This window comes from Stenotrophomonas sp. Steno-Z2, assembly GCF_056393235.1.
Window position 1 is genome coordinate 508,210 of record NZ_JBWJOY010000002.1, and the last position, 25,923, is coordinate 534,132.

19 protein-coding genes are annotated in these 25,923 nt (G+C 69.8%); 4 read left to right on the forward strand and 15 right to left on the reverse strand.

The window, feature by feature from the left end; all coding sequences use genetic code 11:
• Positions 1–53: 53 nt before the first annotated feature.
• From AC06FP_RS07485 to AC06FP_RS07505, 5 genes are all read right to left on the reverse strand, one after another.
• Positions 54–1,571 (reverse strand): beta-N-acetylhexosaminidase, encoded by a 1,518-nt coding sequence (locus AC06FP_RS07485; RefSeq protein WP_478075065.1) that lies wholly within the window; start codon positions 1,569–1,571, stop codon positions 54–56.
• A 77-nt stretch (positions 1,572–1,648) separates the two neighbouring features.
• Positions 1,649–2,986 (reverse strand): metal-dependent hydrolase family protein, encoded by a 1,338-nt coding sequence (locus AC06FP_RS07490; protein WP_478075066.1) that lies wholly within the window; start codon positions 2,984–2,986, stop codon positions 1,649–1,651.
• A gap of 96 nt (positions 2,987–3,082) precedes the next feature.
• Positions 3,083–4,129 (reverse strand): S66 peptidase family protein, encoded by a 1,047-nt coding sequence (locus AC06FP_RS07495; RefSeq protein ID WP_478075067.1) that lies wholly within the window; start codon positions 4,127–4,129, stop codon positions 3,083–3,085.
• A gap of 425 nt (positions 4,130–4,554) precedes the next feature.
• Positions 4,555–6,177, reverse strand: coding sequence for a PAS domain-containing protein (locus AC06FP_RS07500; RefSeq protein ID WP_478075068.1), 1,623 nt, complete (start codon positions 6,175–6,177; stop codon positions 4,555–4,557).
• Positions 6,178–6,747: 570 nt separating this feature from the next.
• Positions 6,748–10,329 carry a methylmalonyl-CoA mutase family protein gene (locus AC06FP_RS07505; protein ID WP_478075069.1) on the reverse strand — a complete coding sequence of 1,194 codons (3,582 nt, stop codon included), beginning with the start codon at positions 10,327–10,329 and terminating at the stop codon, positions 6,748–6,750.
• 263 nt (positions 10,330–10,592) lie between these two features.
• On the opposite strand from AC06FP_RS07505, the gene AC06FP_RS07510 reads away from it, so the two are divergent.
• Entirely contained in the window at positions 10,593–11,690 is a 1,098-nt protein-coding gene (locus AC06FP_RS07510) for a Glu/Leu/Phe/Val dehydrogenase dimerization domain-containing protein (RefSeq protein WP_478075070.1), read from the forward strand.
• 69 nt (positions 11,691–11,759) lie between these two features.
• Here AC06FP_RS07510 and AC06FP_RS07515 read toward each other — a convergent pair whose 3' ends face one another.
• Positions 11,760–14,597, reverse strand: a complete 2,838-nt coding sequence (locus AC06FP_RS07515; protein WP_478075071.1) for a S8 family serine peptidase — start codon at positions 14,595–14,597, stop codon at positions 11,760–11,762.
• A gap of 185 nt (positions 14,598–14,782) precedes the next feature.
• Between AC06FP_RS07515 and AC06FP_RS07520 the strand changes: the two genes are divergently transcribed.
• The 3 genes from AC06FP_RS07520 to AC06FP_RS07530 all read left to right on the forward strand — a co-directional run bounded on the left by AC06FP_RS07520 (position 14,783) and on the right by AC06FP_RS07530 (position 17,156).
• Entirely contained in the window at positions 14,783–15,958 is a 1,176-nt protein-coding gene (locus AC06FP_RS07520; RefSeq protein ID WP_478075072.1) for a thiolase family protein, read from the forward strand.
• Between the two features lie 122 nt (positions 15,959–16,080).
• Positions 16,081–16,422, forward strand: a complete 342-nt coding sequence (locus AC06FP_RS07525) for a hypothetical protein (protein WP_054664409.1) — start codon at positions 16,081–16,083, stop codon at positions 16,420–16,422.
• A gap of 338 nt (positions 16,423–16,760) precedes the next feature.
• On the forward strand, positions 16,761–17,156 hold the full coding sequence (locus AC06FP_RS07530; protein WP_456118697.1) for a hypothetical protein: 396 nt from the start codon (positions 16,761–16,763) through the stop codon (positions 17,154–17,156).
• 110 nt (positions 17,157–17,266) lie between these two features.
• Here AC06FP_RS07530 and AC06FP_RS07535 read toward each other — a convergent pair whose 3' ends face one another.
• The 9 genes from AC06FP_RS07535 to rlmD form a co-directional block, all read right to left on the reverse strand.
• Positions 17,267–18,910 carry an isovaleryl-CoA dehydrogenase gene (locus tag AC06FP_RS07535; RefSeq protein ID WP_478075073.1) on the reverse strand — a complete coding sequence of 548 codons (1,644 nt, stop codon included), beginning with the start codon at positions 18,908–18,910 and terminating at the stop codon, positions 17,267–17,269.
• Between the two features lie 89 nt (positions 18,911–18,999).
• Positions 19,000–20,232, reverse strand: coding sequence for an FAD-dependent oxidoreductase (locus AC06FP_RS07540; protein ID WP_478075074.1), 1,233 nt, complete (start codon positions 20,230–20,232; stop codon positions 19,000–19,002).
• 66 nt (positions 20,233–20,298) lie between these two features.
• Positions 20,299–20,505: a transcription antiterminator/RNA stability regulator CspE gene (cspE, locus tag AC06FP_RS07545; RefSeq protein WP_003488188.1), complete on the reverse strand. Its 207-nt coding sequence runs from the start codon at positions 20,503–20,505 to the stop codon at positions 20,299–20,301.
• Positions 20,506–20,593: 88 nt separating this feature from the next.
• On the reverse strand, positions 20,594–21,340 hold the full coding sequence (locus tag AC06FP_RS07550; protein ID WP_478075075.1) for an S-methyl-5'-thioinosine phosphorylase: 747 nt from the start codon (positions 21,338–21,340) through the stop codon (positions 20,594–20,596).
• A 115-nt stretch (positions 21,341–21,455) separates the two neighbouring features.
• Complete coding sequence (locus tag AC06FP_RS07555) at positions 21,456–22,007, reverse strand: hypoxanthine-guanine phosphoribosyltransferase (protein WP_433851051.1); 552 nt, start codon at positions 22,005–22,007, stop codon at positions 21,456–21,458.
• The gene (gene nagZ / locus AC06FP_RS07560) at positions 22,007–23,014 is read right to left on the reverse strand and encodes a beta-N-acetylhexosaminidase (protein ID WP_456118669.1); all 1,008 of its coding nucleotides are present in this window, start codon (positions 23,012–23,014) and stop codon (positions 22,007–22,009) included. Before nagZ ends, AC06FP_RS07555 begins: the two co-directional genes overlap by 1 nt.
• Positions 23,015–23,068: 54 nt before the next feature.
• Entirely contained in the window at positions 23,069–23,764 is a 696-nt protein-coding gene (locus tag AC06FP_RS07565; protein ID WP_478075076.1) for a DsbA family oxidoreductase, read from the reverse strand.
• 24 nt (positions 23,765–23,788) lie between these two features.
• The gene (locus AC06FP_RS07570) at positions 23,789–24,292 is read right to left on the reverse strand and encodes a CYTH domain-containing protein (RefSeq protein ID WP_478075077.1); all 504 of its coding nucleotides are present in this window, start codon (positions 24,290–24,292) and stop codon (positions 23,789–23,791) included.
• Positions 24,293–24,505: 213 nt separating this feature from the next.
• On the reverse strand, positions 24,506–25,843 hold the full coding sequence (gene rlmD / locus AC06FP_RS07575; RefSeq protein ID WP_456118663.1) for a 23S rRNA (uracil(1939)-C(5))-methyltransferase RlmD: 1,338 nt from the start codon (positions 25,841–25,843) through the stop codon (positions 24,506–24,508).
• Positions 25,844–25,923: the final 80 nt, after the last annotated feature.

The window sequence follows — 25,923 nt, forward strand, 5'->3', positions numbered from 1 at the left end:
GCGCGGCGCGCACCCGGCACGCATGCGCCACGGCGCCGACGCCGGCGCGCGCCTCAACGCGCATCCTTCGCGTCGGCCCAGCCCAGGTCCGGTTCGGCGTGATACTGGACGCCCAGGGCGTCGAGCTGCGGACCCAGCGCCCCCATGCGCCGCACGAAGCCGTCATAGCCGCGCTGCCCGGCCGGACTCCACGCCACCTCGGCCACCGCCGCCAGCCGCGGCCACAGGCGCTCGTCGGCGGCCGCCTCGCCGTGCACGAACTCGGTCCACAACGCCGCTTCGACCCCCACCGCGGTCCTGAAGGGCGTCGGGTCGAAAGCGTAGACCCGCGCCAGCGGCACGCCCCCGGCGCGGCACCAGTCGGCGCCGGGCTGGCCCGCGTAGTTGCCGTGGTCGATGTAGAGGTACGAACAGGGCGACAGGATCAACGCATGCCCCCTGGCGACCGCGGCGTCGATGGCATAGCCGTCGTTCCACAGCTGCAGCAGCGCGCCCGGCTTCAGGTCGGCCACCGACCCTTCCTCCCACAGGATGGGCGTGCGCCCCATCGCATCCACCATCGCCGCCGCGCGCCCGACGAAATCGGCGTACAGCGGGTGCCTGATCTCGTCGCCGCCGATGTGGATTTCAGTGGACGGGAAGATCGCCGCCACCTCCTCCAGCACGTCGCGCACGAAGGGATACACGACGTCGGGCTTGTCCAGGCACAGCACGCTGAAGCCCACTTCCACGCCGGAGTAGGTGGACAGGTTCGCCACGTCCCTGCACGCCAGTTCGTTGTACGAGGCCAGCGCCGCCTGCACATGCCCGGGCATGTCGATCTCCGGCACCAGGGTGACGCCGCGCGCCTGCGCGTAGGCCACCAGGCGCTTCAGCTCCTCCTGCGTGTAATAACCGGCACGCCCACCGGCCACCGCGCTGGCGCCACCTACCTGCACCAGTTGCGGATGACGCCTGATCTCGATGCGCCAGCCCTGGTCGTCGGTCAGGTGCAGGTGCAGCCGGTTCAACTTGAACAGCGCCATGCGGTCGATGTGCTTTTCCAGGTATTCGAGCGGCAGGAAGCTGCGGGCCACGTCCAGCGAGACGCCGCGCCAGCGGTAGGCCGGCACGTCGGTGATCGCCATGCGCGGCAGCCGGTATTCCGGCGCGGCCCGCGCCGGCAGCAGCTGGCGCAGGCTCTGCACCGCGTACAGCAGCCCGGTGTCGGTGCGCGCGCTCAGCTGGATCGCATCGCCCACCTCCAGCCGGTAGCCCTCCTCGCCGAGCGCCGCATCGTCGACCAACTGCAGCCGGATGGGCGTGGCCGCCTCCTTCGTGGCGATGCGCAGCGTCGCCAGCAGTTCGGCCAGCGCACGCGCGGCCATGGGCGCGGCGTTGCCGCCCTCCACCGCCACCGCCGAGAGCCGCAGCTCGCCGGGGTGCGTCTGGATCGAGCGCGGCAGGGGCACGATGTGCGCCTCCGGTGCCGGCGCATCGGCGGCCACGGCCGGCGCCCGGTGCGCGCATCCGGCAGCGGCGACGAGCGCCAGGCACAGCAGCAGGACTCCAGGCTTGAAGGACGGTTTCATCGCGCATCGGCCGGCAGGGAGGACAGCGGGCATTCTGCCGGCACCGCGGCGGTGCCACCATCCCCGTCCCGCCGCCGTCAGTCGCCGCCCTTGACGATGCGGCCGTCCTTGACGATCACCGCGAAATTGCGCGGATCGGCGATGAGCTGCAGGTCTTCCAGCGGATTGCCCTCGACCAGCAGCAGGTCGGCCAGCGCGCCCTCCTCCACCACGCCCAGCCGCCCCGCATAGGGACTGCGCAGGCCGGACAGCGCCAGCAGTTCGGCGTTGTCGTGGGTGACCATCTTCAGGATCTCCGCCGGGGTGAACCATTCGCGCAGGCCGAGGATGAAGGCGTTCTGCTCGGTATTGAGCGCCGGCTCGAACAGGAAATCGGTGCCCCAGGCCATGCGCACGCCGGCGCGCCGGGCCATGGCCCACATGCGCGCCTGGCCTTCGATCACCGGCCTGCGCTTCTCGCGGCGCAGCGGGTCCATGTTCTCCGTGCTCGCGCGCAGGGTCTGGCTGGACAGCCAGACGCCGCGGCTGGCCATCAGCCTGAGCGTGTCCTCGTCCAGCATCTGGCCATGCTCGATGCACTTCACCCCGGCTTCGATGGCGCGGCGCACCGCGCGCACCGTGTAGGCATGCACGGTGACATAGGTGCCCCAGTCCTCGGCCGCCTCCACCGCCGCGCGCATCTCGTCGAGCGTGTACTGGGTGACGTCCACCGGATCGTAGGCCGAGGATGTGCCGCCGCCGGCCATCAGCTTGATCTGGCTGGCGCCCATGCGCAGGTTCTCGCGCACCGCGGTCAGCACCTCGTCGCGTCCGTCGGCGATGAAGGTGGCGCCCATCTCCTCGGCCAGCGCCGGCTTGCCGAAGAAGCGGCGCGAGCGCTCGTGCGGCTGGCGCATGTCGCCATGCCCGGCGGTCTGGCTGATGGTGGCGCCCGAGGGCCAGATGCGCGGGCCGCGCACGCGGCCGGCATCGATCGCCGCCTTCAGCTCGAAGATCGGTCCGCCCACGTCGCGCACGCTGGTGAAGCCGCGCAGCAGGGTGCGCTCGGATTCGCTGGCCACCCGGGCGGCCAGTTTTTCCGGGGTGGCGGCCAGGGCCAGCATGTCCGCCTGCGACAGCGCGGTGAAGGTGCTGTGCCAGTGCGCGTCGATCAGCCCCGGCATCAGGGTGCGGCCGCGGCCTTCCATCACCCGGGCCGCCGGTGCCGGCGTCGCCGCCGCGCCGATGGCGGCGATGCGGTTGCCCCGCACCAGCACGTCGGTCGGCGCGCCGAGCGTGCCACGCGCGGTGTCCAGCACCCGCACCCCGCGGAACAGCAGTTCGCCTTCGTCCGCCGCGTTCTGGGCGGACGCGGGCAGCGCGAAGCACACCCCCCACAGCAACCACAGCGGACGCATCAACCGGGCGATGGACATGACGGTTCTCCATGAAACGGGCCGGCGCCGCCATCCGACGGCGGCGCCAGTATAGGCCTCGCCCGGATGACGGATCGCGCCGTCACGCCCGCCGCCTCAGCGCCCGGCGAACACCGGTTCCAGCAACCGGAACGTACCGGCGTCGGCATCCATTTCCACGCGGCCGCCGACCGGCACGATGAACTGCTCGCGGATGTGGCCGATCATCGCGCCGCGGAAGGCCGGGATCTTCAGCGGCGCGATGTAGTCGGCGAACAGCTGGTCCAGGGTCAGCGAGCCGTAGCCATCGCCGGGCGTGCAGCCGGTGCATTCGCCGAAGATGAAACCGGCGATCCGGTCCAGCGCGCCCATCAGCTTCAGCGTGCTGAGCATGCGGTCGATGCGGTACGGCGCCTCGTCCACGTCTTCCAGGAACAGGATCTTGCCGTCGAAGTCCGGCATGTATGGCGAGCCGGCCAGCGCGGTCAGCACCGTCAGGTTGCCGCCCACCAGTTCGCCGCGCGCGGTGCCGCCGGTGATCGTGCGGGTGCGGTTCTTGCGCGGCACCAGTTCGTCCTCGGCATCGACGCTGTTGCGGTACTCCATCAGCTCGCGCTTGAAGAACAGGCGATCGAACTGGTCCACGTTGAAGCGGTTCCAGCTGCCCGAGCCGATCGGCCCGTGGAAGCTCACCAGCCCCGTCTTCGCCTGGATCGCGCAATGCAGGGCGGTGATGTCCGAATAGCCCAGCAGCACCTTGGGATTGGCGCGGATGGCGGCGTAATCCAGCAGCGGCAGCAGCCGCGCCGCGCCGGAACCGCCGCGCACGCAGACGATGGCCTTGACCTGCCGGTCGGCGAACATGGCGTTCAGGTCACCGGCGCGCTCGGCATCGGTGCCCGCCAGATGCCCGTAGCGGGAACCATAGTGCGCGCCGGTCTTGACCTTGAAGCCCAGCGCTTCCATCGCTTCGCGCGCCAGCTGCAGGCTGAGCTCGTCGCTGCTGGCCGCCGACGGGCTGACCAGCCCCACCGTGTCGCCCTTCTCCAGCGGCAGCGGCAGCAGGCGCCCGCCCCGCTGCGCCGCCAGCGCGCTGCCCGTGCCCATCAGGGGCAGCAACGCGCCCGCCAACGCCGTGCCGCCGATGAATCGCCGCCTGTCCATGCCACCGCCTGTCTGGAGAAAGTCCGGCCGAGGGTAGCAACCGGCCGCCGTGCCCGACAGTGCGGTTCCGGCGTCGGGAAAACCGGTGCCCGCCAGGGAAGAAAGCGCCTGGCGCAAGGCCCCTGATGCGTTCGGCGACGATGGAACCGCATCGCATCCATAACCGTGCGGCATGGATGCCGCACGTTCTGTCATGGACTGCCATCGGTGAAGCAACCGGGCCTGCGGCGACAGGACGGGGGCGAAGCCCTTCCCTCGACTCATCCACGCGACCGTGTCCGGCAGGCCCTCGTGGCGCAAGCCGCTCGCAACAGGCCGCGGAATGCCGACGCGTGCAGGGCCGGACCGCATGCCGGCTTCCTCAGCTCATTTCCGCCCGTTGTCCACGGCGAAGCCGCCCGAAGGGTCGCGCGCAGGGCTGTGCGTCATGCAAAAACGCACACCCCCATGGACCGGCTCTTGGCCTGGTACATGGCGGCGTCCGCGGCGCGCAGATAGTCATCGATGGTCGCCAGGCCCGGCGCGCTGCAGACCAGGCCGATGCTCGCGCCGCTGCGCACCGTGTGCCCCCCGATCTCATAGGGCGTCTCGAGCGCGGCGGCGATCTGCCGGGCCCGCTCGGTCGCCTCGGCGGCATCGATGGACTCGAGCAGCACGTTGAACTCGTCCCCGCTCATGCGCGCGACCAGGTCGACCGTGCGCACGCAGGACTCGAGCCGGCGCGCCACCTGCTGCAACAGCTGATCGCCGACATGGTGGCCGAGGGTATCGTTGACCGCCTTGAAGCGGTTGAGGTCCAGCAGCAGCACGGCGAACCCCGTGGTCCCCATCCGCGCCGGCCCGTCGTCGTCCTTCGCCGCCTCGTACCGCTGCAGCGCGATGGCATGCGCCAGGCGATCGCGGAACAACGGCCGGCCCGGCAGGCTGGTCAGCGCGTCGTAGGAGCTGCCGCGTTCGGCCAGGTCGCTCAACGAGCCGGCCATGCGCACGGCAACGCCGTCCTCGAACTGGGCAACCCCGCGCCAGTTCACCCACACCAGCCGCCCGGCCCCATGGAATGCGCGGAAATCCACCGAGAAGTTCGGGCTGTCGCCCGCCAGGTGCCGGCGGCAGGCCGCCTGCACGCGCGCGCGGTCGTCGGGATCGATGAGCCGGTGCAGGAAGTCCCAGCCGCCGCCATGCACGTGATCGGCGTCGCCCAGCCCGACGATCTCGTGGAAACGCCCGGACACATGCAGCACGTCGGTGCGCAGGTCCCAGTCCCAGATGCCGTCGTTGGAACCGAGGGTGGCCAGCGCATAGCGGTTCTCCGACCGCAGCAGCTCCAGCTCCGTATTCTTCTGCCGGGTCACGTCGATCATCAGCCCGATCATGCGGTTCGGTCGCCCCGGCTCGACCACCGCGCGGCACAGGTCGCGCACCCACACCACCTTGCCGGACCGGGCGATCAGCCGGTAACTCATCTCGTAGGCATAGCTGTGCGTCGCGTTGTACGCGGCCTCGTCGATGACCAGCGCCTCGGCCAGGTCGTCCGGATGCACGCGCGAGCGCCAGAAACCCGGATCGGCGCGCCACTCCTCCACCGTATAGCCGAACAGCCGCTCCACCTGCGGGCTGAGGAAGGTATTGCCCACCCCGCGCTCGGCTTCCCAGACCACGCCATCGATGGTTTCCAGCAGCCGCAGGAACCGCTGGCGCACCTCCACCAGCACCTGCTCGGTCACCTCGGTGATCTCGATCAGCACCCCCTGGCGGCTGATCACCCGCTCCGCCGCGTCCGTCTCCGGATGGAGCTGCAGCCGCACCCACCGGTAATCCCCGTCGGCGAAGCAAAGCCGGAACACCGGCATGCCCGAGCGCAGGGTGCCGGTGTCGTCCGGGTGCACGAATTCAAGCAGGGACCGGCCCAGCGCCTCCTCCACCGCATGCCCGGTGAGCCCATGCCAGGCCGGATTGAGGTAGGTGATCTGCCACAGCGCATCCGTCTGCACCACCGCCTCGGGCAGCAGTTGCAGCAGGTGGGTGGACGGCGTGGGGGCGGCGGGCATACGGGGCTATGGTCACCGAGCGCCATCGCGCCGGCAAGCGGCGGGAGCAGCATGCCTGATGCCCGCCGTGTAAACGACGGCCAGCGGGCGGCCTGCTCGTCGTCCATCCAACACTGCCGGCAGGCCATCCGATGCTGGCCGAGACGGTCGCTGCCGGAGATCGCCGCCTTCCAATGACGATCTCAGCTTGTGAGAAATGGGGGAGGCAACATCACCCGCACTCACTGAAGTGGAGGAAAACCATGCCCTACTACTGCGTAAACAAGAATGCACAGTCCAATGGCGATCACGAAGTCCATGACCTCACATCGGGGGCATGCAATCGTCTTCCTCTTGCTGGCAACCAGCTCGCTCTGGGCTACCACCAGAACTGCGCCTCTGCCGTCCAGCAAGCCCAAAAGAGCTATTGGAAATCCAATGGCTGCTGGTACTGTTGTCCCGCCTGTCACACCAGTTGATCGCATCCACCAAGGCAGGCGCCTCTGACCTGCTTCATCCGCCCCAGGACAGCTATGGAATACAAGAGGCGCAGCAACAAGGCCCGCATTGCGGGCCTTGTTGCATGGTCGGTCACATATTCCGCCGGTATTCCCCACCCACGTCGTACAGGGCGTGGCTGATCTGCCCGAGGCTGTGGGTCTTCACCGCCTCGATCAGCGCCTCGAACACATTGCGGCGTTCGCGTGCGGTGCGCTGCAGGTAGGCCAGGCCATGGCCGTCGTGGATCTCGTCCTCGTTCGCGGCGCCGCCCACCTCGTGGCTGTGCGAGGTCTCGCCGGCGGGTGCCAGCGCATTGCGGTTGCGCTGCCAGGTGCGCACGTTCTCGATCTGCTGCCCCTTCTCCTCCTCGGTCGAGCGGATCAGCTCGATCTCGGTCGCCACCTCGCCGGCATGCTCCTTCGGCAGGAACATGTTGACGCCGACCAGCGGCAGGCTGCCGTCGTGCTTCTTGTGTTCGTAGTACAGGCTTTCTTCCTGGATCTTGCCGCGCTGGTACATGGTGTCCATCGCGCCGAGCACGCCGCCGCGCTCGCTGATCGCCTCGAATTCCTTGTACACCGCCTCCTCGACGATGTCGGTGAGCTTGTCGACGATGAAGCTGCCCTGCCACGGGTTCTCGCAGAAGTTCAGCCCCAGCTCCTTGTTGATGATCATCTGGATCGCCACCGCGCGGCGCACGCTTTCCTCGGTCGGGGTGGTGATGGCTTCGTCGTAGGCGTTGGTGTGCAGGCTGTTGCAGTTGTCGAACAGGGCGTACAGCGCCTGCAGCGTGGTGCGGATGTCGTTGAACTGGATTTCCTGCGCGTGCAGGGAGCGGCCCGAGGTCTGGATGTGGTACTTCATCATCTGGCTGCGCTCGTTGGCGCCGTAGCGCTCGCGCATGGCGCGCGCCCAGATGCGGCGGGCGACGCGGCCGATGACGGTGTATTCCGGGTCCATGCCGTTGGAGAAGAAGAACGACAGGTTGGGCGCGAAGTCGTCGATCTTCATGCCGCGCGCCAGGTAGTACTCGACGATGGTGAAGCCGTTGCTCAGGGTGAAAGCGAGCTGGCTGATCGGGTTCGCGCCGGCCTCGGCGATGTGGTAACCGGAGATCGATACCGAATAGAAATTGCGCACGCCGTGGTCGACGAAGTACTGCTGGATGTCGCCCATCATGCGCAGCGCGAACTCGGTGGAGAAGATGCAGGTGTTCTGCGCCTGGTCTTCCTTGAGGATGTCGGCCTGCACCGTGCCGCGCACCGTGGACAGCGTTTCGGCCTTGATGCGCGCGTAGGTGTCGGCGTCCACCAGCTGGTCGCCGGTGACGCCCAGCAGGCCCAGGCCGAGGCCGTCGTTGGTCGGCGGCAGTTCGCCGTGGTACTGCGGGCGGGCGCGGCCTGCGAACATCGCCGCGATCTTCTTCTCGGCCTCGGCCCAGCGCGCCGGGTCGGCCTTCAGGTATTTCTCCACCTGCTGGTCGATGGCGGTGTTCATGAACATCGCCAGGATCATCGGCGCCGGGCCGTTGATGGTCATCGACACCGAGGTGGTCGGCGCGCACAGATCGAAGCCGGAGTACAGCTTCTTCATGTCGTCCAGCGTGGGGATGTTGACCCCGGAGTTGCCGATCTTGCCGTAGATGTCCGGGCGCGGCGCCGGGTCCTCGCCGTACAGGGTCACGCTGTCGAAGGCGGTGGACAGGCGCGCGGCCGGCTGGCCGACGCTCAGGTAATGGAAGCGGCGGTTGGTGCGCTCGGGCGTGCCCTCGCCGGCGAACATGCGGATCGGGTCCTCGCCGCTGCGGCGGTACGGGTAGACGCCGCCGGTGTACGGGTAGGAACCGGGCAGGTTTTCCTTCTGCAGAAACACCAGCAGTTCGCCCCAGCTGCGGTAGGTGGGCGCGGCGATCTTGGGAATCTGCTGGTGGCTCAGCGATTCGCGGTAGTTCTCCACGCGGATGGTCTTGCCCCGCACCTGGTATTCGTTGACCTCGTCGGTGATCGACTTCAGCCGCGCCGGCCATTCGCGCAGCAGGCGCAGGGCCTCCGAATCCAGCGACTGCACCGCATCGTTGTAGCGCTGGCGCAGGGTGCGCAGGCTGGTGTCGGCGGCCGCGTCGGTCAGGGCATCGGCCGGGTACAGGTCCAGCGCGGCCGGCAGCGCGGCGTCGCCGAGTTCCTTCAGGGCCTGCCAGCAGCCCTGCGCGCGCTCGGCCACGTCGGCCTGCGATTCGATGCGGGCGTTGATGGCGCGGCCCTGCTCGGCGATCTCCGCCAGATAGCGCACGCGGCTGCCGGGAATCAGCACAGTGGCGCGCGGCTCCTTCAGCGTGGTATCGATGGCAGGGACGAAATCGCAATGCCCCTCCCCTCCCGCTTCCCCGTTCCCCGTCCCCCGCTTTTCGCGCAGCAGCCGGCACAGGTTGGCGAACATCCAGCTGATGCCCGGGTCGTTGAACTGCGAGGCGATGGTCGGGTAGACCGGCACGTCCTCGTCCTTCATCGCGAACGCCACGCGGTTGCGTTTCCACTGCTTGCGCACGTCGCGCAGCGCGTCCTCGGCGCCGCGCTTGTCGAACTTGTTGAGCACCACCAGTTCGGCGTAGTCGAGCATGTCGATCTTTTCCAGCTGGCTCGGCGCGCCGAAATCGCTGGTCATCACGTACATGGGGAAATCGACCAGGTCGACGATTTCCGAGTCGCTCTGGCCGATGCCGGCGGTCTCGACGATGACCAGGTCGTAAGCCAGCGAACGGAGGAAGGCGATGCAGTCGCGCAGCACGGTGTTGATCGCCGCGTGCTGGCGGCGGGTGGCCATCGAGCGCATGTACACGCGCGGGCTGCGCAGCGAGTTCATGCGGATGCGGTCGCCCAGCAGCGCGCCGCCGGTGCGGCGGCGGGTCGGGTCGACCGACACCACCGCGATGCGCATCTGCGGAAAGCTGGCCAGGAAACGGTTGAGCAGTTCGTCGGTGACGCTGGATTTGCCGGCGCCGCCGGTGCCGGTGATGCCGATGACGGGGGCGAGCCGGGAATGGGGAACAGGGAACGGGGAATCGCCGTCCGCCCTGGCCCAGTGTTTGCGCAGCTTCTCGAGTTCGGCATCGCTGAAGCGCCCGTCCTCCAGCGCACTGAGCATGCGGCCGATGCCGATTTCGTCATTGATGTCGGGTTTGGCGGAAACCTCGCGTCCCCCGTTCCCGATTCCCCGTTCCCGCGCGCCATCGGCGCGCTTCACCACGTCCTCGATCATCTCCACCAGCCCCATCTTCATGCCGTCGTTGGGGTGGTAGATGCGCTCGACGCCGTAGTCCTGCAGCTCGCGGATCTCTTCCGGGGTGATGGTGCCGCCGCCGCCGCCGAATACGCGGACATGGCCGGCGCCGCGCTCTCGCAGCATGTCCACCATGTACTTGAAGTACTCGACGTGGCCGCCCTGGTAGGACGACAGCGCGATGGCGTCGGCGTCTTCCTGCAGCGCCGCGCGCACCACGTCCTCCACCGAGCGGTTGTGGCCCAGGTGGATCACCTCCGCGCCCTGCGCCTGGATCAGCCGGCGCATGATGTTGATGGCCGCATCGTGGCCGTCGAACAGGCTGGCGGCGGTGACGAAGCGCAGCGGGCTGGTCTCCGGTTGGGTCTGCGGAAGGTGGGGGGCGGGAGTACTCATGGGCCGTGCGACATCTCGGTTTCTGTTGAAACCGATGATAGGGCCGCGGGCCGCGCAGGTCAGGTTGCAGCGCAGCGTGACCGCGGCCCGCCCTTCCCCTCCGCGCCGCCGGGCGATGTGAACATGCGCTGGCCGCCGAATGCATTAGAATGGCGCCCACGCGACCCGTCACCCCCAGGACGAAGTCGCATTTTTTGTTTTCTGGACCGCCAGTTGCCTGCAGGATCACGGACGTTGTCGCAGTAACGCCCATCGGAGCTTCCATGCTTTTCGAAACCCTCGCCACTTCCGGCCACGAACAGGTCGTGTTCTGCCACAACCGCGAAGCCGGCCTGAAGGCGATCATCGCCGTCCACAACACCACCCTCGGCCCGGCGCTGGGCGGCGTGCGCATGCGCCCCTACGCCAACAGTGACGACGCGCTGCGCGACGTGCTGCGCCTGAGCCGCACCATGACCTACAAGAACGCGCTGGCCGGGCTGAACGTCGGCGGCGGCAAGGCGGTGATCATCGGCGACCCGCGCACCGACAAGAGCGAGGTGCTGTTCCGCGCCTTCGGCCGCCAGGTCGAGGCGCTGGGCGGGCGCTACATCACCGCCGAAGACGTCGGCACCGACGTCAACGACATGGAGCAGATCTACCTGGAGACCGGCTACGTCACCGGCGTGCACCAGGTCCATGGCGGCTCCGGCGACCCGGCGCCGTTCACCGCCTATGGCGCGCTGCAGGCGCTGATGGCGGCGGTCAACCGCAAGTTCGGCCATGAGGAAGTGGGCAAGGTCAGCATCGCCGTGCAGGGCCTGGGCCACATCGGCATGGAGCTGGTGAAGCTGCTGCGCGAGCGCGGCGCCAAGCTGTACGTAACCGACCTGGACCCGGTGCTGGTGCAGCGCGCGGTCACCGAGTACGGCTGCGAGGCGGTCAAGCCCGACGCCATCTACGACGTGGCCGCCGACGTGTTCGCGCCCTGCGCGATGGAAGGCGCCATCGGCATGGAGACGCTGGACCGGCTCAAGGCCAAGGTCATCTGCGGCACCGCCAACAACCAGCTGGCCAGCCACGCCGTGGGCGACGAGCTGTACAAACGCGGCGTGCTGTGGGCGCCGGACTACGCGGTCAACGCCGGCGGCGTGATGAACGTGTCGCTGGAGATCGACGGCTACAACCGCGAACGCGCCATGCGCCTGATCCGCAGCATCTACCACAACCTGGGCCGCATCTTCGACCTGTCCGAGCGCGACGGCATTTCGCCGCAGCGCGCGGCCGACCGCATCGCCGAGGCCCGCATCGAATCCATCGGCAAGCTGAAGATGCCGATGGGCCGCGCCACCCCGCGCATGAGCCGCCTGCGCGGCGAATAGGCGCGGCATTGCGCGGATAAAAAGCGGGCGACGCTGTCGCCCGCTTTTTTCGTGCCTGCCGCCGGCAGCTCAGAACGCGCGCAGGAAACGCAGCGACAGCTGCCGGTTGTCGCCGCGCCCGCCGAAGCGCTGGTCGTAGCCCAGCGACAGCCGCGCATCGCGCGCCAGCCAGGCATCCAGCGACACGCCGAACAGCCCGGCCGCGCGCGCAGGCTGCAGGCCGTACAGCGGCGCCCAGGCATCGACGCCGGTGAAGCGCGCCTCCAGCGACGTGCCACCGGCCGACAGCGCCTGCTGCCATTCGGCGTAGCCGTTCACTTCCAGCCCGTGCCAGCGGTAATTGCCGCGCAGGCCGGCCATGGCCCGCACCTGGCTGGAACGCCAGCCGCCGGCGCTCAGGCCGAAGCCGTAGCCGCCCTGCTCGTCGAACGCGTCGCTGTCGATGCGTGCGTAGTCGGCCCCCAGGTAGGGCGTGAGCGAGGCACCCGCGCCGCCGAAACGGTAGCCCGCCTCGGCGCTGCCGGACAGGAAACGGCCGTCGTAGCGCGCGCTCACCCCGGCACGCTCAGCCCCCAGCAGCAGGCCGCGGTCCAGCTCGCGCTGGTAACGGCCGAAGCCGATCTGCCCCAGCGCGTAGGCCTGCCCCCACTGCTGCCCGGCGTAGAAGCGGGCCTGGGTCTGGCGGTCGCGGCCGCGGTCCCCGGCCAGGCCGCCGGCGACGTCGGCGCGCGTCTGGCCGAAGGCCAGGCCCATCCGCGCCGCGCCGATGCCGGCCTCGCGGCCCAGCATCCAGCCGCCCAGGCTGTAGTCGCTGCCGGCATAGCCGCCCTGCCCGCCGCCGCCCAGCGAACGCGACCAGGCGCCGTCGACCCGCGCGCCGCTGCCCTCGCCGAACTGGGCCGACAACGCGCGCCGGCTCATGTCGATGCTGTCGAAGGTCATCGCCGTCGCCAGCGCATGCGCCTCGCCCGACAGGCTGCGCAGGCTCGCGCCCAGCCCGTTGAAACCGCCGCCGCCCTGCTGCAGGGCACTGGCACCGGCCGCGAACGCCCCCGCCCGCAGGCCGGCATCGCCATCGAGCAGTTCGAAGGCACGCTCCACCCGCTGCGCCGACGCCATCGCCATCGCACTCGCCCCCGCGCTCTGCGCAGCCGCGGTCACGCTGACCCGCTGCAGGTCCAGCCAGGCGTTCTGGCTGTCATAACCGTAATCGGCCTGCAGCAAGGCGATACCGGCGTTCTGGGTGGCGCGGGCCGCCACGTTGAACTTCCCGCTGACGCCGCCGTCGGCATGGATCAGGTCCTGCCGCTTGCCATCCTGCGCCACGTAGCCGGAAACCATGCCGTTGACCAGCACGCCACCGCCCTCCAGCGTCGCCGTGCCGGTCACCTGCAGGGCATTGACCCCCAGCGCGATCATCAATTGCGAACCATCGCGCTGCACGTAATTGCCGTCGATGGTGCTGCGGTTGCCACCGCCGAGCATGATGATGCTGGCGCCGTTGTCGACGTTGCCGGTCACCCGGGTGGTGCCGCCCATGAACTGCAACGCCGCCTGCGCCGGATTGGCCTGCGCCAGCAGGGTGACGCTGGAGCGGATCGAGGCCCCGTCGCGCAAGGCCAGCGTGCCCTGTTCGATGCGGGTGGCGCCGCCGTAGGTATTGCTGCCGGCCAGCACCAGGGCGCCGATGCCCCGCTTGACCAGGCCGCCGGCGCCACTGATCGAATTGCTCCACACCGAATCCAGCCCGGTCCGGTTGACGTTGACCGTCACGTCGCCCCAGTCGAACTTCGCCGGCCCCTGCACCGCCTTGCCGACATTGAGCAGGCCGTAGCCGAACACCGCGTCCGGGCCGGGATCGCCCAGGTCGGTAGCGGTGCCCAGCAGCGTCTGCCGCACCAGGGTGTTGTCGAAATACGGGAACGCCTGCCACACCAGGGCCGCCGCGCCGGATACCAGCGGCGCGGCATAGGAGGTGCCGCTGCCGTAGTAGTACGAGAGGTTCGACGAGGTGGCGTTGGCGCCAAGGAAGGCGGCGGTGCCCGGCGCCACCAGGCAGTAGTTCTTAGCCACGCCGCAGGCGTTGGAGTAGCTGGCCAGCCGGTCCGGGTTGGCCGTGTCCAGCGCCGCCACCGCCAGCCAGCCGCGCTCGAGGTCCGCCGCCGGCCGCGTGCCGCCGTCGCCGGGCTGGCTCGGCAGCGCGGCCATGTCGCTGGGGTTGGCGCGCGACTCGTTACCGGTGGCGAACACCACCAGCCCGTCGTTGCCGACGATGAAGGGGCGGTATTCGGCGGCGATCTGCGCCGTCACGTTGGGCCGGGTCCAGTACAGGCCGCCCCAGGAGTTGTTCATGATGCGTACGCCGGCGGCGATCAGGTCGTCGTGGATCTCCGTCATCCCCAACCCGCCGGTCACCTCGTTGCCCTGGCCCGAGCCGTCGTCCTTGGGCCGTTCGTCGTTGATGATGCGCGCCGAGACGATCTGCGCGCCCGGCGCGATGCCGCCGGGCCATTGCCCGGTGGCGGCGCCGGCGGCCAGCTGCGCCACCGTGGTGCCGTGGCCGACCACGTCATCCACCGCCAGGTTGTTCCTGCGCGGGTCCACGTAGGTGAAATTGGCCACCACCCGCCCGGCCAGCGCGGGATGGTTGCGCATCACCCCCGAGTCGACCACGCCGATGCGGATGCCGGCGCCGGTGTAGCCCGCCGCCTGCGCGGCCCTGGCATTGGTCAGCGCCAGGTGCGCGTCCATCGCCGGCTGCGGCGTGGTGGAGGTGGGCGGCGGCGAGGGCGGCGGCGGGCTGGCCGGCGGCGGCGTGGACTTGGTGCCGCCACCGCCGCCGCATGCGGCCAGGGCCAGCGTCAATGAAGCGGCCAGTATGTTGCGGCCCCGTGGTGCGCTGCGCATCTGCTCTTCCCCCATGACTCGCCGGACACCGATGTGCATTCAGGTATTGCCACCGCCCGGCCATGCGATGGCACACCTTCTATACTGCAACGACAAACCGCTGCCTGCCGGGATGTGCCGTTGGTCCAATGGGCACGCCGCCAGCGGCTTTCGATAATCGTTGCAGGATACAACCGAGACCGCACATGTCCGACATCGTCATCGCCGCCGCAAAGCGCACCGCCATCGGCTCCTTCCTCGGCCAGTTCAATGGCGTCCCCACCCCGACCCTCGGCGCCACCGCGATCCGCGCGGCCATGGAGCAGTCCGGCATTCCCGCCACCGACGTTTCCGAGGTGATCATGGGCTGCGTGCTGCCGGCCAACCTGGGTCAGGCGCCGGCGCGCCAGGCCTCGCTCGCCGCCGGCCTGCCCGCCAGCACCGGCTGCACCACGCTCAACAAGGTGTGCGGCTCGGGCATGAAGGCCATCATGCTCGGCCACGACCTGATCAAAGCCGGCTCGGCCAGCATTGTCGTCGCCGGCGGCATGGAATCCATGTCCAACGCGCCGCACATGATCCCCAATTCGCGCACCGGCAACCGCTACGGCAACTTCCAGGCGGTGGACCACATGGCCTGGGACGGCCTGACCAACCCCTACGACGGCCAGGCCATGGGCGTGTTCGCCGAGGGCACCGTCGCCAGGTTCGGTTTCACCCGCGAGGAGCAGGACGCCTACGCGATCGAATCGGTCAAGCGCGCCCAGGCGGCGCAGGCCAGTGGCGCGTTCAAGGACGAGATCGTCCCGGTCAAGGTCGCCACCCGCAAGGGCGAGATCGAGGTCGACCAGGACGAACAGCCGGGCAGGTCCGACATCGCCAAGATCCCGACCCTGAAGCCGGCCTTCAGGAAGGACGGCAGCGTCACCGCCGCCAGTTCCTCCAGCATCTCCGACGGCGCCGCCGCCGTGGTGCTGCTGGCCGCCGACGAGGCCGCGCGCCGCGGCGTGCAGCCACTGGCCCGCATCGTCGCCCATGCCACCTTCTCGCAGGAGCCGGAGTGGTTCACCACCGCGCCGATCGGTGCGGTCAGGCAGGTGCTGGACAAGGCCGGCTGGCAGGTCGGCGACGTGGACCTGTTCGAGATCAACGAAGCCTTCGCCGTGGTGGCGATGGCGCCGATCCGCGAGCTGGGCATCCCCCACGAAAAGATCAACGTCAACGGCGGCGCCTGCGCGCTGGGCCATCCGATCGGCGCTTCGGGCGCGCGCCTTGTGGTCACGCTGGTCAACGCCCTGCGCAGCCGTGGCCTCAAGCGTGGCGTTGCGTCCCTCTGCATCGGCGGCGGCGAAGCCACGGCCATCGCCATCGAATTGATTTGATTGGACTTAATGCCTGTTCGACAAAAATGAATGCGCGGTCGCTTGACAGTCGAAATGGGCTTGTCATCATGTTCAAGGCGCGCAATGGCGCGTTGCCTAATCTAACGACGAGGATTCACACAATGAGCATCAACAAGCTGCTGATCGCGATGGCCCTGGGCCTGGCTCTGGCCGCCTGCTCGAAGCAGGAAGCTGCCCAGGACGCCGCTGCTTCGGCCAACGAAGCCGCCACCGACGCCCAGGCCGCTGCTGACCAGGCTGCTGCCGCCGGCGCCGAAACCGCCGACGCCGCCCAGGCTGCTGCCGACACCGCCGCCACCGCTGCTGACGCCGCTGGTGACGCCGCTGCCGCCGCCGCTGGCGCTGCCACCGACGCCGCTGCCGGCGCCGCTGCCGACACCGCCAAGGCTGCCGAAGACGTGGCCGACAAGGCCAAGGACGCTGCCGAAGAAGCCAAGAAGTAATAACTTCTTCTTCGACGCAAGTCTGAAAAGCCGCTGGTTCGCCAGCGGCTTTTTTGTTGCCGCCCTCGTGGCGGCAACCTTCGGCCATCGACAGGCGATGTCGGGAACCGCGCCCGGCGGCTTCCCTGGCGCCATCCGGCGGGGCCCGTCCTGTCGTCCCTTGATGGCGCCGTCGACCAACATGGGCTCGCCACTGCTCCGCGGGCCTCCGGCACCGCGACCGGCGGAACCCGCAGGCATGCCCACCCTGCGCTGCTGCCGTCCCCGGCGGCGTTGACGCAATCTGAATCCGCTCCCTCCTACGCTGCGCGCGTCGTCCCCCAACCCAGGAGAACGCGATGAAGCTTTTTGTCCCGCTGCTGGCCGGCAGCCTGATGCTGGCCCTGACCGCCTGCAACGACCCGAACGCCGAACAGGCCAAGCGCGACGCCGCGGCCGCCGCCGACCATGCCGCCGAAGCGGCGCGCAACGCGGGCGAATCCGCGGCCGATGCGGCCCGCAGCGCCGCCGACCGCGCCGCGGACGCCACCCGCGAAGCCGCCGCCAAGTCCGAGCAGGCGCTGGACCGCGCGGCCGATGCGACCACCGCCGCCGCCGATGACGCCGCTGTCGCGGCCAGGGAAGCGGCGGCCAATGCCAGCGCCGCGACTGCCGACGCCGCGCAGAAGGTCGCCGACCATGCGCACGACACCGCCGAGAAGGCCCGCCAGGAGGCCAACGACGCCAAGCGTTGATTCCTGTTTCACCGCGCAGCCGCCTCATGGGGCGGCTGCGCGTTCCCTTCCGGTGCCTGGAGGAAGGCGCGGCGCTTCCGCCTCCGTCCAGGGCGGCATCACGATGCCGCTCAGGTTGACGGCCAGGCCCGTTCCAGGATGTCCGCGAACGGCAGCGACGCCTCCAGCATGCCGTAGGCCGGCGGCGTGGCGGCCGCCAGGCGCGAGGCGACGAACGCGCCGGCCACGGGGCTGCCGGCACGCAGCAACACGGCAGCCTGCAGCAGGACCGCCAGCGTGGCGGCAACGCGCCGCGCCGCGGCTTCGGCCACCGTTCCCTCGTCCAGCAAGGGCGGCAAGGCCTCCAGCGCCGCATCGTAGGCAGCGTCGCGCCCACGCGCCTGCTCCAGCTCGCGCGCCAGCGCCTGCCGCGCCTGGGGTTCGCGCGACAGCGCGCGCAGCACGTCCAGGCATTGCACGTTGCCGCTGCCTTCCCAGATCGAATTGAGCGGCGCCTGCCGGTACAGCCGCGGCAGCATCGACTCCTCGATGTAGCCGGCGCCGCCCAGGCACTCCTGCGCCTCGTTGACGAAACCCGCCGCCCGCCGGCAGAGCCAGAACTTGCCGATGGCCGTGGCAACGCGCGCGAACGCCGCTTCCTGCGGCGCGCGCGCGGCCGCGTCCGCCGCACGCGCGACGCGCAGCGCCAGCGCGGTGGAGGCCTCCGATTCCAGCGCCAGGTCCGCCAGCACGTTGGCCATCAGCGGCTGCTCGACCAGGCGCCGGCCGAAGGCGCTGCGATGCCGTGCATGGTGCAGCGCCTGCGCGAGCGCCATGCGCATTTCCGCGGCGGCGCCGAGCATGCAGTCCAGCCGCGTCAGCATCACCATCTCGATGATGGTCGCCACCCCGCGCCCTTCCTCGCCGATGCGCCGCGCCCAGGCGCCGCAGAACTCGACCTCGCTGGAGGCGTTGGCCCAGTCGCCGAGCTTGTCCTTCAGGCGCATCAACCGGAAGGCGTTGCGCGCGCCGTCGGGCAGGCGCCGGGGCATCAGGAAACAGCTCAATCCACCCGGCGCCTGCGCCAACACCAGCCAGCCATCGGACATGGGCGCGGAGAAGAACCATTTGTGCCCGACCAGCGCGTACTCGCCTTCGCCGGCCAGCGGCGTGGCGCAGGTGCGGTTGCTGCGCACGTCCGAGCCGCCCTGCTTCTCGGTCATGCCCATGCCCACGGTGATGCCGGCCTTCTGCGCGATGGGCACGTCGCGCGGGTCGTAATGCGGCGCGGCGGCCTTGGCGGCCCACTCCGCCAGCGCCGGCTCGCGGCGCAGCACCGGCACGGCGGCGTGGGTCATGGTCAGCGGGCAGCTGCTGCCCGCCTCCGCCTGGTGATGCAGGAAGCTCAACGCGGCACGCGCGACATGCGCGCCCGCCTGCGGCTGCCGCCACGACAGCCCGGCCACGTCGTGCGCCTTGGCCGCATCCATCAAACGGTGCCAGGCGGGGTGGAAATCCACGGTGTCGATGCGGTGGCCCTGCGCATCGTGGGTACGCAGCAGCGGCCTGCTGCGGTTGGCATCGAAGCCGAGCCGGTACAGCTCGCCCCCTGCCAGCGCGCCGTAGTCGTCCAGCGCCGCGGCGAACCCTTCGCCGCCTTCGCGCGCGACCGCCTCGCGCAAGGCAATGTCGTCGCGCCACAGGTTGCGCTCGGGAAACGGCGGCGGCTGGTTGAGCACCACGTGGGTTTCGAACGGAACTGCCTCGATGCTCATGGCCGGCCCTGCGCGATGGACGATGCGTCGCATTCTGCCGCAGGCCGGTGTCGGCCCGGCGAGAATGACGCCGCCCTGCGTGCGCCGGCTCAGTCGTCTCCAGCCAGCGCCTGGATGAATTCCGGCGCCAGCGGCAGCTTGCCGAACACGCCCAGCTGGGTGCCGCTGAGCACGCGCAGCATGTGCCCGCGCCCTCCCGGCATGCGGCCCATCGGCTTGAACAACAGGTCGCGCGCATGCGCGATCCAGTCGCGATCGGACTGGAACACCGGCGTCAGCCAGCGGCTCCAGAACTGGTACAGATGCACATGCGCCTGGCGCGCGGCCTGGTAGCGCGCCAGCGCCGCATCCACGTCCGCTTCGCTGCGCAGCGCATCGCGCAGGGCCATCGCGTCGAGCAGCGCCATGTTCACGCCCTGGCCGAGCTGCGGGCTCATCGAATGCGCGGCATCGCCGGCCAGCACCAGCCGGCCGCGGTACCAGCGGTCCAGCACCGCGTCGCGGTAGCTGGCCCGCGCCAGCTGCGCCTGCACGGTGATGCCCTGCAGGCGCTGCCGCGCCTCCGGCCACAGCTGCCCGATCTCGTCGAGCCAAGGCGCGAGCCCGGCGCGCTCCCAGGCCTCGAAGCCGTCGCGCGGCAGGCTCCAGAAGAAACTCAGCCGCGGCACCTCGTCGCCGGGGCGGGTGCCCACCGGCAGCAGGCCGATCATCTTGCGCGCGGCGACATAGCGCTGGCGCAGCTCGTCGGCGAACGCCCAGTCGCCGCACGGCAGCAGGCACCACAGCGCGCCCCACGGATAGGGACGGTCCAGCCGCGTGCCGCGCACCTGCGCGCGCAGCCCGGACGCGGCGCCGTCGGTGGCGATCACCAGGTCGAACGGCCCGTGCCATTGCCCGTGCTGGTCGCGCACCCGCCGCAGGCCGTCGTCGATGGCGTCGATGCAGCTGTCCACGTGCAGCGCGCCGTCGCCGCGCTCCCATGCCGCGTCCAGCAGCGCGAACAGCGCGCCGCGTTGCATGCCCACGCCGTGCAGGCGCGCGTCCAGGCCGGCATAGCACATGTCCATCACCGCGCGGCCGCAGGGCGTTTCGCCGTACAGGCGGCGCACCACCGCGCCATGGGCGAGTACCTGTGGCAACAGGCCCATCTGCCACAGCGCCTGCAGCCCGCTGGGCTGCAGCAGGAACCCGGCGCCCACCGGCCCGGGGCGCGCGGCCCGTTCGAACACCTGCACGCGGTGGCCGTCGCGCGACAGCAGCACGGCCAGCGACTGGCCGGCGGTGCCGTAACCGACGATGGCGATATCCAGCGACCTGCTCATTGCGTTTCCTGCGGCGCTAAAAAAAAACCCCGCCTCGGCGGGGTTCTTTCGGCACAGCCGAGTGGATCACTCGACCGGCGTGATATTGGAAGCCTGGGCGCCCTTCGGGCCCTGGGTCACGTCATAGCTGACGCGCTGTCCTTCCTGCAGGCTGCGGAAGCCCTTGGAATTGATCGCGGAGAAGTGCGCGAAGACATCGGCGCTGCCGTCCTCCGGTGAGATGAAGCCAAATCCCTTGGCGTCGTTGAACCACTTGACGGTACCGTTCGGCATGGTGATGCGAGACCTTGTTCGATGAATGGATTGATGCACGCTGAATGGCGTACTGGCGGAGTATGCAAAGCTTGGGCCGGGATGACAATCACCCCCGGGCCAATTCCCCGATCAGCGCGGGCAGGCCCGCCGAGGCCGCGGCGACATTCGCCAGCACCTCGTCCATCGTGATCTCCGCGGCATCGCCGCAGCCGGCCGCCCAGTTGGCGACGATGGCCAGGCAGGCGTAGTCCAGGCCCAGTTCGCGCGCCAGCCCGGCCTCGGGCATGCCGGTCATGCCGACCAGGTCGCAGCCATCGCGGCGCATGCGCGCGATCTCGGCGATGGTTTCCAGGCGCGGCCCCTGCGTGGCGCCGTAGCAGCCGCCGTCGTGCACGGCGACACCGCGCGCGCGCGCCGCGGCCAGCACCTGCGCGCGCAGCGCCGGTGTGTACGGGTGGCCGAAGTCCACGTGCAGCACTTCGCTGCCCGCTTCCTCGCACAGCGTCGAAATGCGGCCCCAGGTGTAGTCGATCAGCTGGTCCGGGCAGGCCAGCACGCGCGGCCCGAAGTCGTCGGTGATGCCGCCGACGGTGTTGAGCGCGAGCACGCGGGTAGCGCCCAGCTGCTTGAGCGCGGCCAGGTTGGCGCGGTAGTTGACCTTGTGCGGCGGGATCGAATGGCCTTCGCCATGACGGGCGAGGAAGGCCACGCGCCGGCCATCCAGCAGCCCGACACGGACCGGGCCGGACGGCGCGCCGTAACGGGTCTGCACTTCATGGGACTGGACGTCGTCCAGCGCGGCCAGCTTGTAGACACCGGTGCCGCCGATCACGGCCAGTGCGATGGGTTGCATGGGGGGTTCCAGGGGTCAGGGGCCGGAGGTCAGAGGCCGGGGAGAAGCCGGGTCCGAAGGCGCAGCGTCTGCTCCTCCCCGACCTCCGGCCTCCGGTCCCCGGCCCCCGCAAAACTCACTGCTTCATCGCATAGATGGCCGGCAGCGGGCGCAGCGATTCGCTGACGTCCATGCCGAAACCGAACACGAAGCGGTCCGGCAGTTCGATGCCGGCGTAGTCGGCCTGCACGTCGGGCAGGCAGCGGTCGTGCTTCTTGACCGCCAGCACGGCGATGCGCACGTCGGTGGCGCCCTGTTCCAGGCACCACTCGCGCACGCCCTGCAGGGTGAAGCCCTCGTCGAGGATGTCGTCCACCAGCAGCACGCGGCGGCCGAACAGCGCCGACACCGGGCGGTGCTTCCAGACCAGTTCGCCGCCGCTCTCGCCGTGGTAGCGCGAGGCCTGCATGTAGTCGAACTGCGCATCCTGGCCGCGCGCGCCCAGTTCCAGCGCCAGCTGGCCGGCGAACGGCAGCGCGCCGTTCATGATCGACAGGAACACCGGCACCTCGCCCCTGTAGTCGCGCGCGATGGCGTCGGCGATGCCGGCGATGGCCTGGTCGATGGCGGGGCGATCGACCAGCAGGTCGGCCTGGGCCACGGCTTGTTCGAGAGTGAGTTTGGACATCAGGCGGTTCTTCCGAGAGTTTCGAGCAGACGGGTTTGGGTGTCGCCGTGGCGGGCGTCGGCCAGCAGGCCGCCCCAGCCCATGGCGCCGTGGGCGATCAGGCCCAGCAGCGCGGCGGTGTTGAGGCTGCGGCCGGCCACGGCCTGCAGCGATTCTTCGACCAGCTCCGGGTGGCAGACCAGCACCACGTCGCAGCCGGCATCCAGGTGGGCATCGACCCGGGCCTTGACGCCACCGGCGGCGAACGAGGCCGCCATGCCGATGTCGTCGGAGAACACCACGCCGCGGAAGCCCATCTGTTGCCGCAGGATCTGGTTGATCCAGCGCGGCGAATAGCCGGCCGGTTCCGGCGCGACCTGCGGGTAGATGACGTGGGCCATCATCACCGCATCGGCCCCGGCCTGGATGCCGGCGCGGAACGGTAGCAGATCCTGCGTTTCCAGTTCGTGCAGCGGGCGCGGGTCGACGGCGGTGTCGACATGGGTGTCCTCGCGCACCGTGCCGTGGCCGGGGAAGTGCTTGAGCGTGGCGGCCATGCCGGCGCCGTGCATGCCGCGCACATAGGCCTGGGCCAGCGCCGCGACGACCTGCGGGTCCTCGGCGAAGGCGCGGTTGCCGATGGCCAGGTTGCCGCGCCCCAGGTCCACCACCGGCGCGAAGCTCAGGTCCAGGCCGCTGGCGCGGATCTCGCTGGCCATCAGCCAGGCATGCTGTTCGGCCAGCGCCAGCGCGGCCTCCGGGTCGGTGGCGTGCAGCCGGCCGAAGCCGTCCAGCGGCGGCAGGTCGCTGAAGCCCTCGCGGAAACGCTGCACGCGCCCGCCTTCCTGGTCCACCGCGATCAGCAGCGGGCGCGCGGTGGCGGCGCGGATCGCGGCGGTCAGTTCGACCACCTGCGCGCGCGAGGCGAAATTGCGCTTGAACAGCACCACGCCGGCCACGGCGTCATGCTGCAGCCAGTCGCGTTCCTGGGCAGTCAGTTCGGTGCCGGCGACGCCGATCAGAAGCATGTGCGGATTCCCATACAACCAAGCCCGGCATTGTCGCAGATGGCGCCCGCCGCGTCAGAGGCTGCAGCCGTCCGGCCCGCAGGCCGGTTCATCCGCGCCGGCGGCCGGGGCCGGCGCCAGCTCGGCGGCCACCTTCTCCAGTACCTGCGCGAACACCTCCGGCGGTTGCGCGCCCTGCACCGCGTAGCGGCCATTGATGACGAAGGTCGGCACCGACTGGATGCCCAGCGCCTGCGCCTGGCCCAGCCCGGCGCGGACCTCGGCCAGGCCTTCGTCCGAGGCCAGCAGGGCCTCGACGCGCGCGGCCGGGATGCCGCCGGCGGCGGCCGCCTCGGCCAGCACCTGGGGATCGGCCAGGTTGCGGCCATGCTCGAAATGGGCGCGGAACAGCGCCTCGCCCACCGGCTCCTGCACGCCCTCGCGCCCGGCCAGCCACAGCAGGCGGTGCGCCGGCAGGGTGGTGACCTTGACCTGGCCGCGGTCGAAGTCCATCGGCAGGCCTTCGGCGCGGGCGGCGGACTGGGTCTGCGCCAGCATCTGTTCGGTGCGTTCGGCGCCGCCGAACTTGGCCGCATAGGCCTGCCGCAGCGGCACCGGCGTGGCGTCTGCGTCCGGGTCGAGCAGGAACGGATGCCAGCGCACCTCGACCTGCGGCGCCTTGTCGCCCATCAGCGCCAGCGCGCGCTGGAAGCGGTGCTTGCCGATCCAGCACCAGGGGCAGACCACGTCGGACCAGATGTCGATGCGCATGGGAATTCCTTCTTCTCGTAGGGCTCAGGCGCGCTCGGCGGCGCTCCATCGCGTGTAGGGGTGCGAGGCCAGCGCCAGGTTGTAGTAGCGCGGCTCGTCGGTCACTTCGGCACCGGCCCAGTCCGGCCTGTCGAACGGCTGATCGGCGCTTTCCAGTTCCACCTCGGCCACCACCAGCCCGGCGTTGTCGCCGAGGAACTCGTCCACTTCCCACAGCAGACCGCCGTGCCTGACCAGGTGGCGGCGCTTGTCGATCAGGCCGCCGACGCACAGCGCCAGCAGCTCGCGCGCCTCGGCCACCGGCACCGGGTAGTCGAACTCCTGGCGGGTGTGGCCCAGTTCGCGCGACTTGATGTTCAGGTACGCCGCATCGCCCTGGATGCGCACGCGCACCGAGGCCTTCTGCGCGCCGCTGTCCATCGCCGCCATGTCGTTGATGTAGCCCTGCGCCATCGGGACGACCGCGTGCGCGGCGGCGCGCCAGCCGTCATGGGTGACCCGGAACTTGCGCTCGATCTCGATGCCCATTCACAACCTCGTTGATGCGGGTCCGTCGCAGAAGCGGCGCACGTCCGTGTGTGCGGATTTCATCTGTGCGAATCCCTCGCAAGGGCAGCGCACATCCCTGTGCGCGGATTTCACTTGTGCGAATCCTTCGCAGGAGCAGCGCACATCCATTTGCGCGGATTTTCATTTGTGCGAATCCTTCGCAAGGGCAGCGCACATCCATGTGCGCGGATTTCACTTTTTCTCGAACACCGCGATGCTTTCCACGTGCGCGGTATGCGGGAACATGTCCATCGCGCCGGCCGACACCAGGGTGAAGCCCTGCTCGTTGACCAGGTAGCCGGCATCACGCGCCAGCGAGCCCGGGTGGCAGCTGACGTAGACGATACGCTTGAACTGTTTGAGCGGCAGCTGCTGCAGCACGTCGATGGCGCCCGAACGCGGCGGGTCGAGCAGCAGCTTGTCGAAGCCCTGCCGCATCCACGGCGCGTTGCGCTGGTCCTGGGTGAGGTCGGCGGCGAAGAACTGCGCGTTGTCCAGGCCATTGCGCTGCGCGTTTTCCTTCGCCCGCGCCACCAGCCCGGCCTCGCCTTCCACGCCCACCACCTCGCGCACGGTACGCGCCAGCGGCAGGGTGAAGTTGCCCAGGCCACAGAACAGGTCGAGCACGCGCTCGTCCGGCTGCGCGTCCAGCAGCGTCAGCGCATGCGCGATCATCTGCTGGTTGAGCCTGGCGTTGACCTGGATGAAATCGAGCGGGCGGAACGCCAGCTCCACGTTCCACTGCGGCAGCGCGAACGACAGCGGCACGCCTTCGGCCGGCCACAGCGGGTGCACCGATTCCAGGCCGCCGGGCTGCAGGTAGATGGCGAAGCCATGCTGTTGGCCGAACGCCTGCCACGCCTGCCGGTCCGCGTCGGACAGCGGCTGCAGGTGGCGCACGGTCAGGGCGATGGCGGCATCGCCGCCGATGAATTCGATCTGCGGGATGTCGCGCTTGCCTTCTAGGCCCTCGATGAAGGCCGACAGCGCCGACACCTTGGTGCCGATCTCGGGGATCACGGTCAGGCACTGCGACAGGTCGGCGACGAAGCGCGGGTCCTGCTCGCGGAACCCCACCAGGGTCTTGTCCTTCTTCTCGACGCGGCGCACCGAGAAACGCCCCTTGCGCCGGTAGCCCCAGTTCTCGCCCACCAGCGGCGGCAGCACCGTCCCCGGGCTGACATGGCCGATGCGGGTCAGGTTGTCCATCAGCACCTGCTGCTTGGCCACGATCTGCTGGCCCTCCTCCAGGTGCTGCAGCACGCAGCCGGCGCAGACGCCGAAATGCGGGCAGCGCGGCTGCACGCGGTGCGGCGAGGCGGTGAGCACCTCCACGGTGCGGGCTTCGTCGAAATGGCGGCTCCTGCCGGTCTGCTCGGCCATCACCGTCTCGCCAGGCAGCGCCCCGGCCACGAAGGTCACCTTGCCGCCCTCGCCTTCACGGCGGGCGACGCCGCGGCCGTCATGGCTGAGGTCGAGGATGTCGGTCTGGAACGGGGTCTTGTCTATGCGGGATCTGGATCGGGCCACGTGGCGGACGGCTGCGGGCAAAAAGGGGCGCCATTGTCGCAGATGCACATGGGCCTGACTTCCGCCGCTTGCGCGGCTGC

Bases quoted from the DNA above. Each gene is read 5' to 3' on its own strand.
- AC06FP_RS07485 (WP_478075065.1), bottom strand. From the start codon at position 1,571: ATGAAACCGTCCTTCAAGCCTGGAGTCCTGCTGCTGTGCCTGGCGCTC.
- AC06FP_RS07490 (WP_478075066.1), bottom strand. From the start codon at position 2,986: ATGTCCATCGCCCGGTTGATGCGTCCGCTGTGGTTGCTGTGGGGGGTG.
- AC06FP_RS07495 (WP_478075067.1), bottom strand. From the start codon at position 4,129: ATGGACAGGCGGCGATTCATCGGCGGCACGGCGTTGGCGGGCGCGTTG.
- AC06FP_RS07500 (WP_478075068.1), bottom strand. From the start codon at position 6,177: ATGCCCGCCGCCCCCACGCCGTCCACCCACCTGCTGCAACTGCTGCCC.
- AC06FP_RS07505 (WP_478075069.1), bottom strand. From the start codon at position 10,329: ATGAGTACTCCCGCCCCCCACCTTCCGCAGACCCAACCGGAGACCAGC.
- AC06FP_RS07510 (WP_478075070.1), top strand. From the start codon at position 10,593: ATGCTTTTCGAAACCCTCGCCACTTCCGGCCACGAACAGGTCGTGTTC.
- AC06FP_RS07515 (WP_478075071.1), bottom strand. From the start codon at position 14,597: ATGCGCAGCGCACCACGGGGCCGCAACATACTGGCCGCTTCATTGACG.
- AC06FP_RS07520 (WP_478075072.1), top strand. From the start codon at position 14,783: ATGTCCGACATCGTCATCGCCGCCGCAAAGCGCACCGCCATCGGCTCC.
- AC06FP_RS07525 (WP_054664409.1), top strand. From the start codon at position 16,081: ATGAGCATCAACAAGCTGCTGATCGCGATGGCCCTGGGCCTGGCTCTG.
- AC06FP_RS07530 (WP_456118697.1), top strand. From the start codon at position 16,761: ATGAAGCTTTTTGTCCCGCTGCTGGCCGGCAGCCTGATGCTGGCCCTG.
- AC06FP_RS07535 (WP_478075073.1), bottom strand. From the start codon at position 18,910: ATGAGCATCGAGGCAGTTCCGTTCGAAACCCACGTGGTGCTCAACCAG.
- AC06FP_RS07540 (WP_478075074.1), bottom strand. From the start codon at position 20,232: ATGAGCAGGTCGCTGGATATCGCCATCGTCGGTTACGGCACCGCCGGC.
- cspE (WP_003488188.1), bottom strand. From the start codon at position 20,505: ATGCCGAACGGTACCGTCAAGTGGTTCAACGACGCCAAGGGATTTGGC.
- AC06FP_RS07550 (WP_478075075.1), bottom strand. From the start codon at position 21,340: ATGCAACCCATCGCACTGGCCGTGATCGGCGGCACCGGTGTCTACAAG.
- AC06FP_RS07555 (WP_433851051.1), bottom strand. From the start codon at position 22,007: ATGTCCAAACTCACTCTCGAACAAGCCGTGGCCCAGGCCGACCTGCTG.
- nagZ (WP_456118669.1), bottom strand. From the start codon at position 23,014: ATGCTTCTGATCGGCGTCGCCGGCACCGAACTGACTGCCCAGGAACGC.
- AC06FP_RS07565 (WP_478075076.1), bottom strand. From the start codon at position 23,764: ATGCGCATCGACATCTGGTCCGACGTGGTCTGCCCCTGGTGCTGGATC.
- AC06FP_RS07570 (WP_478075077.1), bottom strand. From the start codon at position 24,292: ATGGGCATCGAGATCGAGCGCAAGTTCCGGGTCACCCATGACGGCTGG.